A 17,648-nucleotide genomic window follows, 5' to 3' on the forward strand; every position below is an offset into this window, starting at 1 on the left:
AGCAATTCAATCCTGTTTCACCGCTTCTTTTTTCGTTTGTGCATTAATCGGTTTGCCGGACCAGTAGCCCGCCAGCAGCGAACCTGAAAGATTGTGCCACACCGAGAACAGGGCACCCGGCAGGGCCGCCAGCGGCGAGAAGTAAATTTTGCCAAGCGCCGCCGCCAGACCGGAGTTCTGCATCCCTACTTCAATCGCCAGCGTGCGGCAGGTGGATTCGTCGAAACCAAACAGCTTCCCGCCCCAGTATCCTCCCAGCAGTCCGATGGTGTTATGCAGCACGACTGCGACGATCACCACAAAACCGACGGAAGCAATGTGCGAGGCAGAACCCGCCACCACGGCGCTGATGATGGCCAGAATGCAGACCATCGAAAACGCAGGCAGGTAGGGCTCAACGGCTTTCACCACGCGCGGGAACAGATGGTGAATGACCAGCCCCAGGGCAATCGGGATCACCACAATCTGCAGAATGCTGAGCAGCATCCCCATCACGTCCACCTGAATATGCGCGTCCACGTACAGGCGGGTTAACAGCGGCGTGGCAATCACGCCCACCAGCGTGGAAACGGATGAAATGGTAACGGAGAGGGCTACATCCCCTTTCGCCAGATAGATCATGACGTTAGACGCCGTGCCGCTGGCGACGCTGCCCACCAGCACCATTCCGGCAGAGAGATCCGGCGGCATCTTAAAGGCCATCGCCAGCAGCCATGCCGCGAGCGGCATCACCAGGTAATGCAGGAAGATACCCGCAGCAACCGGAGCCGGGCGCGACAGCACGCGTTTGAAATCGTCGATTTTTAAATGCACGCCCATGCCGAACATAATCAGCATCAGCAGCGTGGCGACCCACGGACCAATACCGGTGAACGTGGCGGGAGTGTAATACGCGAGTACAGAGAGCAGCAGCGCCCATAAGGGGAACAGCCGGGTGATAACGGATAACATAGTGAATTCCTTTCAGTATTGTCGTGTTGTTTTGTTATGAAAAAGCCGGGTCTGTGCCCGGCTTATCGATATTGTTTAACGTGCTAACGAATTTTATTCAAACAAATTCTGATGAAGTTTCTGCACGACCTGCTCAGCCTGATCGGCAGGGACCAGGAAACAAAGGTTGTAGCTGGAGGCACCGTAGCAAATCATGCGGATGTTGAACGGGTCGAGCACACCAAACACCTCTTTGCCCACGCCGCAGGCGCGCGACAGCTTGTTGCCAATGATGGCCACCAGCGCCAGGTTTTCTTCCACTTCCACGCGGCACAGCTCGGACAACTCAATCAGCAGCGACTGCGTCAGCAGGGTATCGCCGGTGGAGGTCGAGCCGGTAGTGTCCAGCGTCAGCGCAATGCTCACTTCGGAGGTGGTGATGAGGTCTACGGAGATATTGTGACGCGCCAGAATGCCAAACACCTCTGCCAGGAAACCGCGGGAGTGGAGCATATTGTGGCTATGCAGCGTCACCAGCGTCTGGCGACGGCGCAGGGCCAGCGCACGGAACAGCGGTGGGTTTTCCGTTTTCTTGCAAACCAGCGTGCCGCCCGCTTTAGGATCTTTACTGGAGCCCACGAAGACCGGAATATCGCTGCGCACGGCAGGCAGCAGCGTTGCCGGGTGTAGCACCTTCGCGCCGAAGGTGGCCATTTCCGCCGCTTCTTCAAACGCGATCACATCAATACGTTTCGCCGCGGAAACCACGCGCGGGTCGGTGGTGTAGATACCCGGCACGTCAGTCCAGATATCCACACGGGTGGCATGCAGAGCTTCACCCAGCAGAGCCGCGGTATAGTCGCTGCCGCCACGGCCCAGCGTCGTCGTGCGACCTTTGGCTTCGCTGCCGATAAAGCCCTGGGTGACCACCATGCCTTCAGCCAGGCGCGGTGCCAGTTGCTGGTTGGTGAGCTCAGCCAGCATCTCAACGTCCGGTTCAGCGCGGCCAAAACGGTCACTGGTGCGCATCACTTTACGCACGTCAAACCACTGCGCCTGAACGTTACGTTCGCGCATGATTTCAACAAACAGCAGGGTAGACATCAATTCACCGTGGCTGACCAGTTCATCGGTCAGGGCGGTGGAGGTGGCCAGAGACGCTGCTTCTGCCAGGGTAGTGATATTTTCCAGCAGGCGTTCCACTTCTTCGCGGATCACGTTTGGATTCTGCAGACGCTCAAGGATGTCGAACTGAATTTTGCGCAGTGCATCCAGCTTCACGAAACGTTCTGTCGCTTCCAGTCCTTCAGACAGAGAAACCAGCAGGTTCGTCACGCCAGCGGATGCGGAGAGCACCACCAGGCGGGTATTCGGATCGGCCAGCACCACATCGGCGCTGCGGTTCATGGCATCGTAGTCGGCCACACTGGTGCCGCCAAACTTGGCGACCACAAAACTCGTCATAACAACCTCGTGTCAGGGAATGAATAAGCGACCTTGGCACAAGAGTGAAACGAAAACAGGTGCAGGCGCAAAATACGGCCCTATAAATAAAATGCGGGGGAGGTCCTGTCAATGCTGGGATTATGCGGATTTTTTATGGGGGGGTACCCCTGAGAAACAGGACTTATAACAGGGCCATATTTTATGCTCCGTTTTACCCCCTTTTGACCGACAATTCGCCGCCCGGGAGGGCACTTCAGCAGCTATACTTTTCGGGTCTTTTCACCTGTGTTTGATGCAGGCCAGGGCAATGGCATAAAAACCATCACAATTTTTATTTGCAGGCGCTACAATCGACCGCAGTCACAATTCTCAAATCAGAAGAGTATTGCTAATGAAAAACATCAACCCAACGCAGACCGCTGCCTGGCAGGCACTCCAGAAACATTTTGATGAAATGAAAGACGTCACCATCGCGGATCTGTTCGCGAAAGATGCCGATCGTTTCGCTAAGTTCTCCGCGACCTTCGACGACCTGATGCTGGTGGATTTTTCCAAAAACCGCATTACCGAAGAGACGCTGGCAAAGCTGCAGGATCTGGCAAAAGAGACTCAGCTTGCCGACGCTATCAAGTCCATGTTCTCCGGCGAGAAAATCAACCGCACCGAAGACCGTGCTGTGCTGCACGTGGCCCTGCGTAACCGTAGCAATACGCCAATCATCGTTGACGGCAAAGATGTGATGCCGGAAGTGAACGCGGTGCTGGAAAAGATGAAAGCTTTCTCCGAAGCGATCATCTCCGGTAGCTGGAAAGGCTATACCGGTAAAGCGATCACCGACGTGGTAAACATCGGCATCGGCGGTTCTGACCTGGGTCCGTTCATGGTGACCGAAGCGCTGCGTCCGTACAAAAACCACCTCAACATGCATTTCGTGTCTAACGTCGATGGTACTCACATCGCGGAAGTGCTGAAGAACGTGAACCCGGAAACCACCCTGTTCCTGGTGGCGTCTAAAACCTTCACCACCCAGGAAACCATGACCAACGCCCACAGCGCGCGTGACTGGTTCCTGAAAACCGCGGGCGACAACAAGCACGTGGCGAAACACTTTGCGGCGCTGTCCACCAATGGTAAAGCGGTTGGCGAGTTCGGTATCGACACCGCGAACATGTTCGAGTTCTGGGACTGGGTTGGCGGCCGTTACTCTCTGTGGTCTGCCATCGGTTTGTCCATCATTCTGTCCGTAGGCTTCGATAACTTCGTAGAACTGCTCTCCGGCGCGCACGCGATGGATAAACACTTCTCCACCACCGCACCTGAGAAAAACCTGCCGGTGCTGCTGGCGCTGATTGGTATCTGGTACAACAACTTCTTTGGCGCTGAAACCGAAGCGATCCTGCCGTACGACCAGTACATGCACCGCTTTGCGGCCTACTTCCAGCAGGGCAATATGGAATCCAACGGTAAGTACGTTGACCGTAATGGCAACGCGGTGGATTACCAGACGGGTCCAATCATCTGGGGTGAGCCGGGCACTAACGGCCAGCACGCGTTCTACCAGCTGATCCACCAGGGAACCAAAATGGTACCGTGCGATTTCATCGCCCCGGCTATTACCCATAACCCGCTGTCTGACCACCATCCAAAACTGCTGTCTAACTTCTTCGCCCAGACTGAAGCGCTGGCGTTCGGTAAATCCCGCGAGGTGGTTGAGCAGGAGTATCGCGATCAGGGTAAAGATCCGGCCACGCTGGACCACGTTGTGCCGTTCAAAGTGTTCGAAGGCAACCGCCCAACCAACTCCATCCTGCTGCGTGAAATCACCCCGTTCAGCCTGGGTGCGCTGATTGCGCTGTACGAGCACAAGATCTTTACTCAGGGTGCCATCCTGAACATCTTCACCTTTGACCAGTGGGGCGTTGAACTGGGCAAACAGCTGGCAAACCGCATTCTGCCAGAGCTGGGTGACGATAAAGCGATCACCAGCCACGACAGCTCGACCAATGGTTTGATTAACCGCTATAAAGCCTGGCGCGCGTAATTAAAACATCATGAAAATGTGCCGGCGAAATGCCGGCATTTTTTTATCGGATAATTCCTGATGTCTGTTAGTTAACTCAAATTCTGGATGTGAGTTTAATCCGAAAAAGACGGTTAACCCGTTAATTGCTGCGGTTTATTTTAAGAAAATACGTAGAAGTAAGATAATGGGTTTATATTATAAATTATTGATTTTTAGCTATTATATATTTTAATTATTTGCTTTTCATTTCGATTTTATCCATTAGTCCGAAAACCCCTTCCCTATTTCCCCTCACGGTAATCCCGCTGCTTTAGTTGTGTATACTCGATTCCGCCTGAATTTCTTTTCGGGCAAATCTCCATTCATTCATTGAAGGGAAATTGTTATGAAGAAAGTACTGTATGGCATTTTTGCCATATCTGCACTTGCGGCGACATCTGTCTATGCAGCTCCGGTCCAGGTCGGGGAAGCAGCAGGGTCGGCAGCGACGTCTGCGTCTGCGGGAAGCTCTACCGCAGCCAGCACCAGCGCCGTAAGTTCAGCCGTGGGTGTCGCGCTGGCGGCAACCGGTGGCGGTGATGGCTCCAATACCGGAACCACGACCACTACGACAACCAGCACCCAGTAAGACCGGGTGTTTTAATCATAACCACACTTCGGTGTGGTTATTTCGCCCCTTCGGAGAAGAGTCGTGAAGCGACCTGCAATCATTCTGATTTGCCTGCTGTTGCAGGCGTGCTCAGCCACCACCAAAGGGCTGGGTCATTCACTGTGGGACAGCCTGTTCGGTACGCCGGGCGTGCAATTGACCGATGACGAACTTCAGAACATGCCCTACGCCAGCCAGTACATGCAGCTTAATGATGGCCCGCAACTGTTTGTGGTGCTCGCTTTCGATGAAAACGGGCAGCAGAAATGGGTGACGCAGGATCAGGCCACCATCGTGACGCAGCATGGCCGTATCGTGAAAACCCTGCTCGGGGGCGACAACCTGCTTGAGGTGAACAATATCGCGGCCGATCCGCTGATCAAGCCGAACCAGATTACCGACGGCGCTGGCTGGACGCGCACGATGGGCTGGACTGAACACAAGCAGGTGCGTTACGCCACGGCGCATTCCACCTTCCGCTGGGATGGCACCGACAGTGTGAAAGTAGGGAGCGATGAAACCCAGGTACGCGTGCTGGATGAAGAGGTAACAACCGACCAGGCCACCTGGCATAACCGCTTCTGGATCGACGAGGAAGGGCAAATCCGTCAGTCCCTGCAGTATCTAGGTGCCGGTTTCTTCCCGGTGAAAACCACGCTGATCAAGGCCGCAAAATCATGAAAACAATTATCCGCGTTGCGCTAATTGCGAGCCTTGCAACCCCTGCGGCATGGTCTGCAGGAACGGTGAAGGTCTACACGGCGGACAACGAGAAACCCAAAACGTTAACCAACGCTGAACATCTGCTCGATCTCGTCGGGCAGCCGAGGCTTGCCAACAGCTGGTGGCCGGGGGCGGTGATCGGCGAGCGTCAGGCAACGATTAAGGCAGAGCAAGAACATCTTGCACTGCTTGCCCGTCTGACAGGTCTGGCGGCGCAGGAAGACGGTGACGATGCCGCAGCAATCAATAGCATTCGCCAGCAGCTTCAGGCGCTGAAGGTGACTGGCCGCCAGAAGGTGAATCTTGATCCCGATGAAGTGCGCGTCACGGAAAAGGGCAACCCAACCCTTGAAGGGGAGTACACCCTCTGGCTGCCCGTAAAACCGACGACGGTGACCGTGATGGGGCTTGTCAGCAGCCCGGGTAAAAAGCCCTTTACGCCAGGTCGCGACGTGGTGAGCTATCTCGACGAGCAAAGCCTGCTGAGCGGTGCCGATAACAGCTACGCCTGGGTCGTTTACCCTGACGGGCACACGCAAAAAGCGCCGGTAGCTTACTGGAATAAACGCCATATCGAGCCCATGCCTGGCAGCATCATTTTTGTCGGTTTTGCCGACCATTTCTGGACGAAGGCATATGACGGGCTTAACGCCGATATCCTTCACTCCCTGACACAGCGGATACCGGAAGAATGAAAAAAACCTATCTCTACAGCATGCTGGCGCTCTGTGTAAGCGCCGCCTGTCATGCAGAAACGTATCCGGCACCCATTGGCCCGTCTCAGTCAGACTTCGGCGGCGTCGGTTTACTGCAAACGCCCACCGCGCGCATGGCGCGTGAAGGGGAAATCAGTCTGAACTACCGCGATAACGACCAGTACCGCTACTATTCCGCCTCGGTACAGCTTTTCCCGTGGCTTGAAACCACGCTGCGCTACACCGATGTGCGAACGAAACAGTACAGCAGCGTCGAGGCGTTCTCTGGCGACCAGACTTACAAAGATAAAGCCTTCGACCTCAAGCTGCGCCTGTGGGAAGAGAGCTACTGGATGCCGCAGGTGTCCGTGGGGGCCAAAGATATCGGCGGGACCGGCCTGTTTGATGCGGAATACATTGTGGCCAGCAAGGCCTGGGGGCCGTTCGACTTCTCGCTTGGCCTGGGATGGGGCTATCTCGGTACCAGCGGTAACGTCAAAAACCCGTTCTGCACCTACAGCGATAAATATTGCTACCGCGATAACAGTTACCAGAAAGCGGGTTCCATCAACGGCGACCAGATGTTCCATGGCCCGGCCTCGCTGTTCGGTGGCGTGGAATACCAGACCCCCTGGCAGCCATTGCGCCTGAAGCTGGAGTACGAAGGAAACGACTACTCTCAGGATTTCGCCGGGAAGATTGAGCAGAAGAGCAAGTTTAACGTCGGCGCCATTTATCGCGTCACCGACTGGGCCGACGTTAACCTCAGCTACGAGCGCGGTAATACCGTGATGTTTGGTTTCACGCTGCGCACCAACTTTAACGACATGCGGCCACACTACAATGATAACGCGCGGCCAGCCTACCAGCCGGAGCCGCAGGATGCGATTCTGCAGCACTCCGTGGTGGCAAATCAGCTGACGCTGCTGAAATACAATGCCGGTCTGGCGGATCCGAAGATTCAGACCAAGGGCGACACGCTTTACGTCACCGGCGAGCAGGTGAAATACCGCGACTCGCGGGAAGGGATCGAACGCGCCAACCGGATCGTCATGAACGATCTCCCGGACGGGATCCGCACGATCCGCGTGACCGAGAACCGCCTGAACCTGCCACAGGTGACGACGGAAACGGACGTTGCCAGCCTCAAGCGCCATCTCGAAGGCGAGCCGCTTGGGCATGAAACCGAGCTGGTGCAAAAACGCGTTGAGCCGGTCGTGCCAGACACCACCGAGCAAGGCTGGTATATCGACAAGTCGCGCTTTGATTTCCATATCGATCCGGTGCTGAACCAGTCCGTTGGCGGACCGGAAAACTTCTACATGTATCAGCTGGGCGCAATGGCGACGGCAGATCTGTGGGTCACCGACCATCTGCTGACTACCGGTAGCCTGTTCGGCAATATCGCCAACAACTACGACAAATTTAACTACACCAACCCGCCGAACGATTCAAAACTGCCGCGCGTAAGAACTCGCGTTCGTGAATATGTGCAGAACGATGTCTACGTGAATAACCTGCAGGCCAACTACTTCCAGTACTTCGGCAACGGTTTCTACGGCCAGGTGTACGGCGGATATCTGGAAACCATGTTCGGTGGCGCAGGGGCAGAGGTGCTTTACCGTCCTGTCGACAGCAACTGGGCATTTGGGATTGATGCCAACTACGTGAAACAGCGTGACTGGCGCAGCGCGCAGGACATGATGAAGTTCACCGACTACAGCGTCAAAACGGGCCATCTGACCGCCTACTGGACACCATCATTCGCGCAGGACGTACTGGTGAAAGCCAGCGTCGGCCAGTATCTGGCGGGCGACAAGGGTGGCACGCTGGATATCTCCAAACACTTCGACAGCGGCGTCGTGGTGGGCGGTTATGCCACCATCACCAACGTCTCGCCGGACGAGTACGGGGAAGGGGACTTCACTAAAGGGGTCTATGTGTCGATTCCGCTGGATCTCTTCTCGTCAGGCCCAACCCGCAGCCGTGCGGCAGTGGGCTGGACACCGCTGACCCGCGACGGGGGCCAGCAGCTTGGGCGTAAGTTCCAGCTGTATGACATGACCAGCGATAAGAACGTTAACTTCCGCTGATGCTTGTTTGCCCGGTGACGCTGCGCTTACCGGGCCTACGAGAGTGTTTTTGTAGGCCGGGCAAACGCAGTGCCGACCGGCAAGAATGCTAATGCGGACAAAACATAAACAAAAAATATAGATCCCCGTCACATTTTTGCGTTATACAGGAACCTCGCCCTGGAGAATGAGGTGCTGTATGACTTCCCTGACTCGCCCGCGCGTTGAGTTTATCTCAACGATCCTCCAGACCGTGCTAAATCTCGGTCTGCTAAGCCTTGGTCTGATTCTGGTCGTCTTCCTTGGCAAAGAGACGGTGCATCTGGCGGATGTGCTGTTCGCCCCTGAACAAACCAGCAAATATGCGCTGGTGGAAGGCCTGGTGGTCTACTTTCTCTACTTCGAGTTTATTGCCCTGATTGTGAAGTACTTTCAGTCGGGCTTTCACTTCCCGCTGCGCTATTTTGTCTACATTGGGATCACCGCGATTGTGCGGCTGATCATCGTCGATCATAAATCTCCCCTCGACGTGCTGATCTACTCGGCGGCGATCCTGCTGCTGGTGATCACCCTCTGGCTGTGTAACTCGAAGCGGCTGAAACGGGAATAAAAAAATGGCGCTCCGAAGAGCGCCTAACAACAGTCACAAGTTGGGTCAATACAATACGTCTAAAGTTGAGGGTTGCAGTGGCATAACAAATGAAACTTAACCTTTCACACCGCCCGCCGTCAGGCCGTTAACCAGCCAGCGCTGGGCCAGCAGGAATACCACGGTAATCGGGATGGCAGAGAGTACAGCCGCCGCAGCAAAGTCGCCCCACAGGTAGTTTTGCGGGTTGAGGTATTGCTGCATACCCACGGCCAGGGTGTAACTGTTCACGTCGCGCAGTAACAGAGAGGCGACCGGCACTTCGGTGATCGCAGCGATAAACGACAGGATAAACACCACCGCCAGGATAGGTACCGACAGCGGCAGCAGCACCAGACGGAAGGCCTGCCACGGAGTAGCGCCATCCAGCGCGGCCGCCTCTTCCAGCGAACCGTCGATGGTTTCGAAATACCCTTTGATGGTCCACACATGCAGGGCGATACCGCCAAGATAGGCGAAGATCACGCCGCCGTGGGTGTTCAGGCCGATAAACGGCACGTACTGACCCAGACGGTCAAACAGGGCATACAACGCGACCAGCGACAGCACGGCCGGGAACATCTGGAAAATGAGCATGCCTTTCAGCAGCGTCGCTTTGCCCGGGAAACGCATACGGGCGAAGGCGTAAGCACAGGTGGTGGAGAGCGTGACAATACCGATTGCGGTAATGGTCGCCACTTTCACCGAGTTCCACAGCCACAGCAGCACCGGGAACGGCGGGGGAGTCACGCGTCCATCCGCATGCTCCACGCTGAAGCCCAGCGCCAGCTTCCAGTGCTCCCAGGAGATTTCGTCCGGGATGAGACTCCCGGTCGCGAAGTTACCCGAACGCAGGGAGATCGCGATAACCATCAGCAGCGGGAACATGATTGCCGCGATGAAAATCAGCAGGCCTAAGTGTGTCGCCAGGAGGCGCAATTTCTGAGATTTGGGTTGTACCATAGCCATGATCGATGCCCTCCTTAGTCAAATTTCATACGTGTGGCTTTCAGGTTCACAATCGCCAGGGCACCAACCAGCAGGAAGATCAGGGTGGCAATGGCTGCTGCCAGACCGAAGTCCTGTCCGCCGCCGCCTTCGAAGGCGATACGGTAGGTGTAGCTCACAAGCAGGTCGGTATAGCCTGCCGGCGTGGTGGTGCCGAGACGGTCCGGGCCACCGTTGGTCAACAGCTGAATCAGCACGAAGTTGTTAAAGTTAAAGGCAAAGCTGGCAATCATCAGCGGGGTCAGCGGCTTAATGAGCAGCGGCAGCGTAATTTTAAAGAAGTTCTGGAACGGACCCGCGCCGTCCATCGCTGAAGCTTCGTACAGATCGTCCGGGATAGCCTTCAGCAGGCCCATGCACAGGATCATCATGTACGGGTAGCCCAGCCAGGTGTTCACGATAATAATCATCGAGCGGGCGGTGGTTGGGTCGCTGAACCAGGCCGGTTTGATACCGAACAGCGCGCTCAGCATCATGTTGATTTCACCGAAGCTCTGGTTAAACAGCCCTTTGAAAATCAGAATCGAGATAAACGACGGCACGGCATACGGCAGAATCAGCAGCACGCGGTAAATCGCTTTGCCTTTCAGGGATTCCCACTGCACGAGACAGGCCAGCACCATGCCCACGGCCACGGTCAGGATCACGGTGAGCACCGAGAAAATCACCGTCCAGACGAAGATGGCGAAGAACGGTTTCTGGATGCCTTCGTCGGTGAACACGCGGGTAAAGTTATCCCAGCCGATGGTAACGGTATAACCCGGACTGAGTTTGTCATCACCCCATTTGCCGTCGGCAGTAATGGACTGATAGAAACCAATGTCGTTGTTCGGGCGATACTTCACGCCGCTCTGATTGTTAGTCAGCGTGCCGTCTTTTGCCAGGGTATAGAGCGGCTGCGTGCCGGAGAACTGGCGCAGCGAGCTCATGGTCACTTTGCTTTCATCTGGCAGCACGGCGGTGAGCTGGGTCAACGCCTGGCGATTCTGGGTAATGATACGCAGGTTAGCACGTTCACCTTCCGGCAGGGCCGCAGCCTCTTTTAAGGCCAGCTTCTGCTCGCCGCCAAATTTAAACGCGTCGGAAATATAGTTTTTGCCGCTCTCACCGTCAGTGAGCGCTAACTTCCATTCGTCACCCGCAGGATACAGGCCGAAATTAAAGGTTTTTCCCGCCTGATAGGATCGGTCCAGAAGCACCTGTTGGGCGCGTTCCTGCGCAAGCTGGTTGGTGCTGCTGTAGTTGGTGAATGCAATGGCGATGGTACAGATCAGTGGGAACAGGACAAACAGCCCCATCCCGGCCACGCCAGGGTAAACATAGCGCCAGGCATAGGCTTTACGGTTGGCGAAAATATACAGGCCAGCAGAGCTTAAGATCAGCGTCATGATGGCAAAGAGATATTCCCCTTGTACGTACATTAAAACAACAAGGTAACCCACCAGTAGACACAGCAGACCTATCACTGACCATTTCAGCGCGTCGCTTTGCCACCAGTGCTTCTTTTTAATGACATCCATGGGGTTCTTCCTCTACAACGGTGGAAACTTTTCGTCAGGTGGCGCGGCGCTTACCTGACCTACGGATCGTGCCGTAGTCGTAGGGCGGGTAAGCGCACGCGCCACCCGCCGTTTTTCTGCTTATTTAGTAATACGACCCTGCGCATCCTTCAGCGCGGCATCAACAGTCTGACGACCGCTTGCTGCGTTGATGACTGCAGTACGGGTGGCGTACCAGAACGCTGCCATCTGTGGGATGTTCGGCATGATTTCGCCTTTCTGGGCGTTATCCATAGTGGCCGCGATGCGTGGATCTTTCGCCAGCTGATCCTGGAAGGATTTCAGCGCCACGGCGCCCAGCGGTTTATCCTTGTTCACTTCATCCAGACCCTGATCGGTCAGCAGGTAGTTTTCCAGGAACTCTTTCGCCAGCTCTTTGTTCGGGCTGGCGGCGTTGATACCCGCACTCAGCACGCCAACGAACGGTTTAGACGGCTTGCCGTTGAAGGTTGGCAGCAGCGTTACGCCGTAGTTGATTTTGCTCTTATCGATGTTGGTCCAGGCCCACGGACCGTTGATGGTCATCGCGGTTTCGCCTTTGTTGAACGCCGCTTCCGCGATGGAGTAATCGGTATCCGCGTTCATGTGTTTGTTCTTGATCAGGTCAACCAGGAAGGTCAGGCCTTTTTTCGCGCCTGCGTTATCCACGCCCACGTCTTTCACGTCATATTTGCCGTTTTCAAACTTGAACGCGTAACCGCCGTCGGCAGCAATCAGCGGCCAGGTGAAGTACGGCTCTTGCAGGTTGAACATCAGAGCGGATTTACCTTTCGCCTTCAGCTCTTTATCCAGTTTCGGGATCTCTTCCCAGGTTTTCGGTGGGTTTGGTACCAGGTCTTTGTTGTAAATCAGAGACAGGGCTTCAACTGCGATAGGGTAAGCGATCAGCTTGCCGTTGTAGCGAACGGCATCCCAGGTGAACGGGAAGAGTTTGTCCTGGAACGCTTTGTCCGGGGTGACTTCAGCCAGCAGGCCAGACTGCGCGTAGCCGCCGAAACGGTCATGCGCCCAGAAGATGATGTCCGGGCCGTCGCCGGTTGCTGCAACCTGCGGGAATTTCTCTTCCAGTTTGTCCGGATGTTCTACGGTAACTTTGATACCGGTGTCTTTCTCGAATTTTTTGCCCACTTCGGCCAGGCCGTTATAGCCTTTGTCGCCGTTAATCCAGATAACCAGCTTGCCTTCTTCAATTTTGGCGAGCGCCGGTGCGGAAACCATCATTGCTGCAAGGGCGGACAATGCGAAAACGCGTGCGCCAGTCTTGATATTCATATCTGCCATCCTTTTGGTGATGTCTCGTAGTATGACTTCAGTGGTTCAACGTGAATCAGTCTCCTTATTTGACATCCTCTTTCCATCCTCCCAACCCCTACGCCCCACCCCCTGTTTGTGTGATCTCCGTTGCATAAATTTAAGTTATGAGTGCTGGCGCACATAAAAACCCACCGAATTTTGCAGGCGGCTTCACGAATTTCGCCTCAGCCCCCCGGCTGCGGTCGCAGAGCCTGCTCTCTCATCCTCCCGCCTCCTCCCCCATAAAAAAGCCGGGGGGTGGAGGATTCGTGAAAGTTATGGATACCCCATAGTGAACTTATGTTGAATGTTTCTGTCGGTGACAGGTTGTAACGAAGGGAGAAGGGCATGGCGAGCGTACAGCTGCGTAATGTAACGAAAGCCTGGGGCGACGTAGTGGTGTCAAAAGACATCAATCTGGACATCACTGAAGGTGAGTTTGTGGTGTTTGTCGGCCCATCAGGCTGTGGTAAATCTACTCTGCTGCGTATGATTGCCGGTCTTGAAACCATCACCAGCGGCGACCTGCTGATCGGTGATACCCGAATGAACGACATTCCGCCTGCCGAACGTGGCGTCGGTATGGTGTTCCAGTCTTATGCACTTTATCCCCATCTTTCCGTTGCCGAGAACATGTCCTTTGGCCTGAAGCTGGCCGGCGCGAAGAAAGACGTGATTAACCAGCGCGTCACCCAGGTGGCGGAAGTATTACAGCTGGCGCACCTGCTGGAGCGTAAACCGAAAGCGCTTTCCGGCGGTCAGCGTCAGCGTGTGGCGATTGGCCGTACGCTGGTGGCCGAACCGCGCGTGTTCCTGCTCGACGAACCCCTTTCTAACCTGGATGCCGCCCTGCGCGTTCAGATGCGTATCGAAATCTCCCGTCTGCACAAACGTCTTGGCCGCACGATGATTTACGTCACCCACGATCAGGTCGAAGCGATGACGCTGGCCGACAAAATCGTGGTGCTGGATGCCGGTCGCGTGGCGCAGGTGGGCAAACCGCTGGAGCTCTATCACTATCCGGCAGACCGCTTTGTTGCAGGCTTTATTGGCTCGCCAAAGATGAACTTCCTGCCCGTTAAAGTGACTGCAACGGCCATTGAACAGGTACAGGTGGAGCTACCAAACCGCCAGCAAGTCTGGCTGCCGGTGGACAGCGCCAACGTACAGGTCGGGGCAAACATGTCCCTCGGTATCCGCCCTGAGCATCTCCTGCCGAGTCACATTGCCGATGTGACGCTGGAAGGTGACGTTCAGGTCGTTGAACAGCTTGGTCACGAAACACAGATTCATATCCAGATCCCCGCCATTCGTCAGAACCTGGTCTACCGCCAGAATGACGTGGTGTTGGTAGAAGAGGGTGCCACATTCGCTATCGGCTTGCCGCCAGAGCGTTGCCATCTGTTCCGTGAGGATGGCACTGCATGTCGTCGGTTGCATAAAGAGCCAGGCGTTTAAGCAATCCCAAAAGAAGACACGAAACCGACAGGTGAAGTGTTCAAAGAAAAGCAATGATCTCAGGAGATAGAATGATGATTACTCTGCGCAAACTTCCTCTGGCAGTTGCCGTCGCAGCGGGCGTAATGTCTGCTCAGGCAATGGCCGTGGATTTCCATGGTTATGCTCGTTCCGGTATCGGCTGGACGGGGAGTGGCGGCGAACAACAGTGCTTCCAGGCAACCGGTGCTCAAAGTAAATACCGTCTTGGTAACGAATGTGAAACCTATGCGGAATTGAAGCTGGGCCAGGAAGTGTGGAAAGAAGGCGACAAGAGCTTCTACTTCGACACCAACGTAGCGTATTCCGTAGCACAACAGAACGACTGGGAAGCCACTGACCCGGCGTTCCGTGAAGCCAACGTGCAGGGTAAAAACCTGATCGAATGGCTGCCAGGTTCCACCATCTGGGCTGGTAAGCGCTTCTATCAGCGTCATGACGTTCACATGATCGACTTCTACTACTGGGATATCTCTGGTCCTGGTGCGGGTCTGGAAAATATTGACGTCGGTTTCGGTAAACTTTCTCTGGCAGCAACCCGCTCTTCTGAATCAGGCGGTTCTTCCTCCTTCGCCAGCAACAGTATTTATGATTACACCACCCGCACCGCGAACGACGTCTTTGACGTGCGTTTAGCGCAGATGGAAGTTAACCCAGGCGGCACCCTTGAGCTGGGCGTTGACTATGGCCGTGCTAACCCACGTGATGACTATCGTCTGGTTGACGGTGCGTCTAAAGACGGCTGGATGTTCACCGCTGAACACACCCAGAGCATGCTGAAAGGCTACAACAAGTTTGTGGTTCAGTACGCCACCGACTCCATGACCTCTCAGGGTAAAGGCCTGTCTCAAGGTTCTGGCGTAGGCATTGATGGCAATACCGGTTTTGCCTATGACATCAACAACAACGGCAGCCTGCTGCGTATCCTTGACCACGGTGCAATCTCTCTGGGCGATCGTTGGGACCTGATGTACGTCGGTATGTATCAGGATATCGACTGGGATAACAACAACGGCACCAAGTGGTGGACTGTAGGTGTTCGTCCAATGTTCAAATGGACACCAATCATGAGCACCTTGCTGGAAGTGGGCTACGACAACGTCAAATCCCAGGAAACTGGCGAAACCAACAACCAGTACAAAATCACCCTGGCGCAACAGTGGCAGGCTGGCGACAGCATCTGGTCACGTCCAGCAATCCGCGTCTTCGCAACCTATGCGAAGTGGGATGAGAAGTGGGGCTATGACTACAACGGTAACCCAGCGAATAACCCTAACTTCGGTAAAGCGGTTAAAGATGGCTTCAACGGTGGTTCCTTCGGTCGTGGCGACAACGACGAGTGGTCCTTCGGCGCCCAGATGGAAATCTGGTGGTAATACTGTCTTAACCTGAAGTAATGACCAAACTGAGGGGCGCAAGCCCCTCAATCCTTGGGACGGCGCGCTATTGCCTGGCTACCGCTGACCTGTGCATTTTGAGGTGATAACAATGAAAATGAACAAAACTCTTCTTGCCCTTTGTTTATCCGCAGGGCTGCTGGCAAGCGCGCCTGCCGTCACGCTCGCTAACGTGAACTTCGTTCCGCAGAATACAACATCTGCACCAGCCATTCCGGCGGCGACACTGCAACAGCTGGTCTGGACGCCTGTCGATCAGTCTAAAACCCAGACCACCCAGCTCTCAACAGGCGGACAAACGATTAATGTTCCGGGTATTACTGGCCCGGTCGCTGCGTATAGCGTACCTGCTAATATCGGTGAACTGGCCATTACCTTGACCAGTGAAGTCAACAAGCAGACGAGCGTATTTGCGCCAAACGTGTTGATTCTCGATCAGAACATGACACCATCTGCCTTTTTCCCAAGTGAATATTTTACTTATCAGGAACCTGGCGTAATGAGTGCCGATCGTCTGGAAGGTGTCATGCGTCTTACGCCTGCGCTGGGACAGCAAAAACTCTACGTGCTGGTCTTTACGACTGAGCAAGATCTGCAGAAAACCACCACGCTGCTTGACCCGGCCAAAGCCTATGCGAAGGGCACCGGCAACGCCGTACCTGATATTCCAGACCCGATTGCACGCCACGTCACCGACGGAACGTTAAAGCTGAAGGTGAAAACGAACAGCGGTTCCAGCGTGCTGGTCGGCCCGCTGTTTGGCTCCTCCGGTAACGGCCCGGTAACCGTGGGTAATACCGCCGCACCTGCCTATACCGCACCAGTTGCCACCGCAGCCGCACCGGTAGCAGCCGCCGCACCAGCACCGGCGAAGAAAGCTGAGCCGGTACTGAACGACACCGAAGAATACTTCAACAACGCTATTAAGCAGGCGGTGAAGCGCGGCGATGTCGATAAAGCGCTGAAACTGCTTGATGAAGCCGAACGTTTAGGTTCAACCACTGCCCGTTCCACCTTTATCAGCAGTGTAAAAGGCAAGGGGTAACCGTTTCCCCACAGTGCTGATTTGTCAGTAGTTTAGTGCGCCTGAGTGGGCGCACTTTTTTTCGTGTCCGCCAGGCTGTTGCATCCATGTTGCGATCGTGATCGTTAAATAACGTTTGGCCCCCCTTAATCCGTGTTTCTGCGATACAATGCCATTACGTTATGTATCGGAGAGTCTGGCATGTCACACCCCGCGCTAACGCAACTGCGTGCGCTGCGCTATTTCGACCAAATACCTGCGCTTGATCCGCAGCAACTGGACTGGTTGCTGCTGGAAGATTCCATGACGAAACGTTTTGAACAGCAAGGTAAAACGGTCACGGTGACCCTGATACAGGAAGGGTTTGTCTCCGGCGATGAGATCGCCAGCGAGCTGCCGCTGCTGCCGCAAGAGGAACGCTACTGGCTGCGCGAAATTTTGCTCTGTGCCGATGGTGAGCCCTGGCTTGCCGGACGGACGGTAGTGCCCGAGTCCACCCTTTCCGGGCCTGAGCTGGCGCTGCAGCGGCTGGGGAAAACCCCGCTGGGACGTTATCTTTTTACCTCATCTGAGCTGACCCGGGATTTTATTGAGATTGGGCGTGATGCCGAACTGTGGGGACGCCGTTCCCGCCTTCGCCTGAGCGGTAAGCCGTTAATCCTGACGGAACTTTTTTTACCGGCATCACCGTTGTACTAAGAGGA

Annotated in this window: 15 protein-coding genes; 10 read left to right on the forward strand and 5 right to left on the reverse strand. The window is 55.1% G+C overall.

The genetic code is table 11. From position 1 onward, the window contains the following. Window positions 1-6: 6 nt before the first annotated feature. The gene (gene panS, locus AAER43_RS01105) at window positions 7-951 is read right to left on the reverse strand and encodes a ketopantoate/pantoate/pantothenate transporter PanS (RefSeq protein WP_045135510.1); all 945 of its coding nucleotides are present in this window, start codon (window positions 949-951) and stop codon (window positions 7-9) included. Between the two features lie 93 nt (window positions 952-1,044). Next, on the reverse strand, window positions 1,045-2,394 hold the full coding sequence (lysC, locus tag AAER43_RS01110) for a lysine-sensitive aspartokinase 3 (protein ID WP_023331779.1): 1,350 nt from the start codon (window positions 2,392-2,394) through the stop codon (window positions 1,045-1,047). A gap of 373 nt (window positions 2,395-2,767) precedes the next feature. On the opposite strand from lysC, the gene pgi reads away from it, so the two are divergent. From pgi to psiE, 6 genes are all read left to right on the forward strand, one after another. Next, on the forward strand, window positions 2,768-4,417 hold the full coding sequence (gene pgi, locus AAER43_RS01115) for a glucose-6-phosphate isomerase (RefSeq protein ID WP_014882096.1): 1,650 nt from the start codon (window positions 2,768-2,770) through the stop codon (window positions 4,415-4,417). Window positions 4,418-4,784: 367 nt separating this feature from the next. Further along, window positions 4,785-5,027, forward strand: coding sequence for an exopolysaccharide production protein YjbE (gene yjbE / locus AAER43_RS01120; protein WP_003860341.1), 243 nt, complete (start codon window positions 4,785-4,787; stop codon window positions 5,025-5,027). 63 nt (window positions 5,028-5,090) lie between these two features. Next, window positions 5,091-5,729, forward strand: coding sequence for a YjbF family lipoprotein (locus AAER43_RS01125; RefSeq protein WP_014882097.1), 639 nt, complete (start codon window positions 5,091-5,093; stop codon window positions 5,727-5,729). Beyond that, window positions 5,726-6,466, forward strand: a complete 741-nt coding sequence (locus AAER43_RS01130) for a capsule biosynthesis GfcC D2 domain-containing protein (protein WP_014882098.1) — start codon at window positions 5,726-5,728, stop codon at window positions 6,464-6,466. The genes AAER43_RS01125 and AAER43_RS01130 overlap by 4 nt, the downstream gene beginning before the upstream one ends. Beyond that, complete coding sequence (locus tag AAER43_RS01135) at window positions 6,463-8,559, forward strand: YjbH domain-containing protein (RefSeq protein WP_014882099.1); 2,097 nt, start codon at window positions 6,463-6,465, stop codon at window positions 8,557-8,559. The genes AAER43_RS01130 and AAER43_RS01135 overlap by 4 nt, the downstream gene beginning before the upstream one ends. Before the next feature lie 178 nt (window positions 8,560-8,737). Then, a complete protein-coding gene (gene psiE, locus AAER43_RS01140) occupies window positions 8,738-9,148 on the forward strand; it encodes a phosphate-starvation-inducible protein PsiE (protein ID WP_000202963.1) in 411 nt (136 codons plus the stop codon). Between the two features lie 96 nt (window positions 9,149-9,244). On the opposite strand, the gene malG is transcribed toward psiE, so the two are convergent. The 3 genes from malG to malE all read right to left on the reverse strand — a co-directional run bounded on the left by malG (window position 9,245) and on the right by malE (window position 13,005). Beyond that, window positions 9,245-10,135: a maltose ABC transporter permease MalG gene (gene malG / locus AAER43_RS01145; protein WP_003860332.1), complete on the reverse strand. Its 891-nt coding sequence runs from the start codon at window positions 10,133-10,135 to the stop codon at window positions 9,245-9,247. A gap of 14 nt (window positions 10,136-10,149) precedes the next feature. Continuing rightward, a complete protein-coding gene (malF, locus tag AAER43_RS01150) occupies window positions 10,150-11,694 on the reverse strand; it encodes a maltose ABC transporter permease MalF (RefSeq protein WP_014882101.1) in 1,545 nt (514 codons plus the stop codon). Between the two features lie 120 nt (window positions 11,695-11,814). Continuing rightward, the gene (gene malE / locus AAER43_RS01155) at window positions 11,815-13,005 is read right to left on the reverse strand and encodes a maltose/maltodextrin ABC transporter substrate-binding protein MalE (protein WP_023331781.1); all 1,191 of its coding nucleotides are present in this window, start codon (window positions 13,003-13,005) and stop codon (window positions 11,815-11,817) included. A gap of 369 nt (window positions 13,006-13,374) precedes the next feature. Here malE and malK point away from each other — a divergent pair, with 369 nt between their 5' ends. The 4 genes from malK to ubiC all read left to right on the forward strand — a co-directional run bounded on the left by malK (window position 13,375) and on the right by ubiC (window position 17,643). Further along, on the forward strand, window positions 13,375-14,484 hold the full coding sequence (malK, locus tag AAER43_RS01160; protein WP_014882102.1) for a maltose/maltodextrin ABC transporter ATP-binding protein MalK: 1,110 nt from the start codon (window positions 13,375-13,377) through the stop codon (window positions 14,482-14,484). Between the two features lie 71 nt (window positions 14,485-14,555). Then, on the forward strand, window positions 14,556-15,899 hold the full coding sequence (locus AAER43_RS01165) for a maltoporin (protein ID WP_032637773.1): 1,344 nt from the start codon (window positions 14,556-14,558) through the stop codon (window positions 15,897-15,899). A 112-nt stretch (window positions 15,900-16,011) separates the two neighbouring features. After that, entirely contained in the window at window positions 16,012-16,965 is a 954-nt protein-coding gene (malM, locus tag AAER43_RS01170; protein WP_050862169.1) for a maltose operon protein MalM, read from the forward strand. Window positions 16,966-17,145: 180 nt separating this feature from the next. Continuing rightward, the gene (gene ubiC, locus AAER43_RS01175; RefSeq protein WP_014882105.1) at window positions 17,146-17,643 is read left to right on the forward strand and encodes a chorismate lyase; all 498 of its coding nucleotides are present in this window, start codon (window positions 17,146-17,148) and stop codon (window positions 17,641-17,643) included. Window positions 17,644-17,648: the final 5 nt, after the last annotated feature.

It is taken from the genome of Enterobacter sp. FUJ80071 (assembly GCF_038739915.1).
GTDB classification, from domain to species: Bacteria; Pseudomonadota; Gammaproteobacteria; order Enterobacterales; family Enterobacteriaceae; genus Enterobacter; species Enterobacter kobei.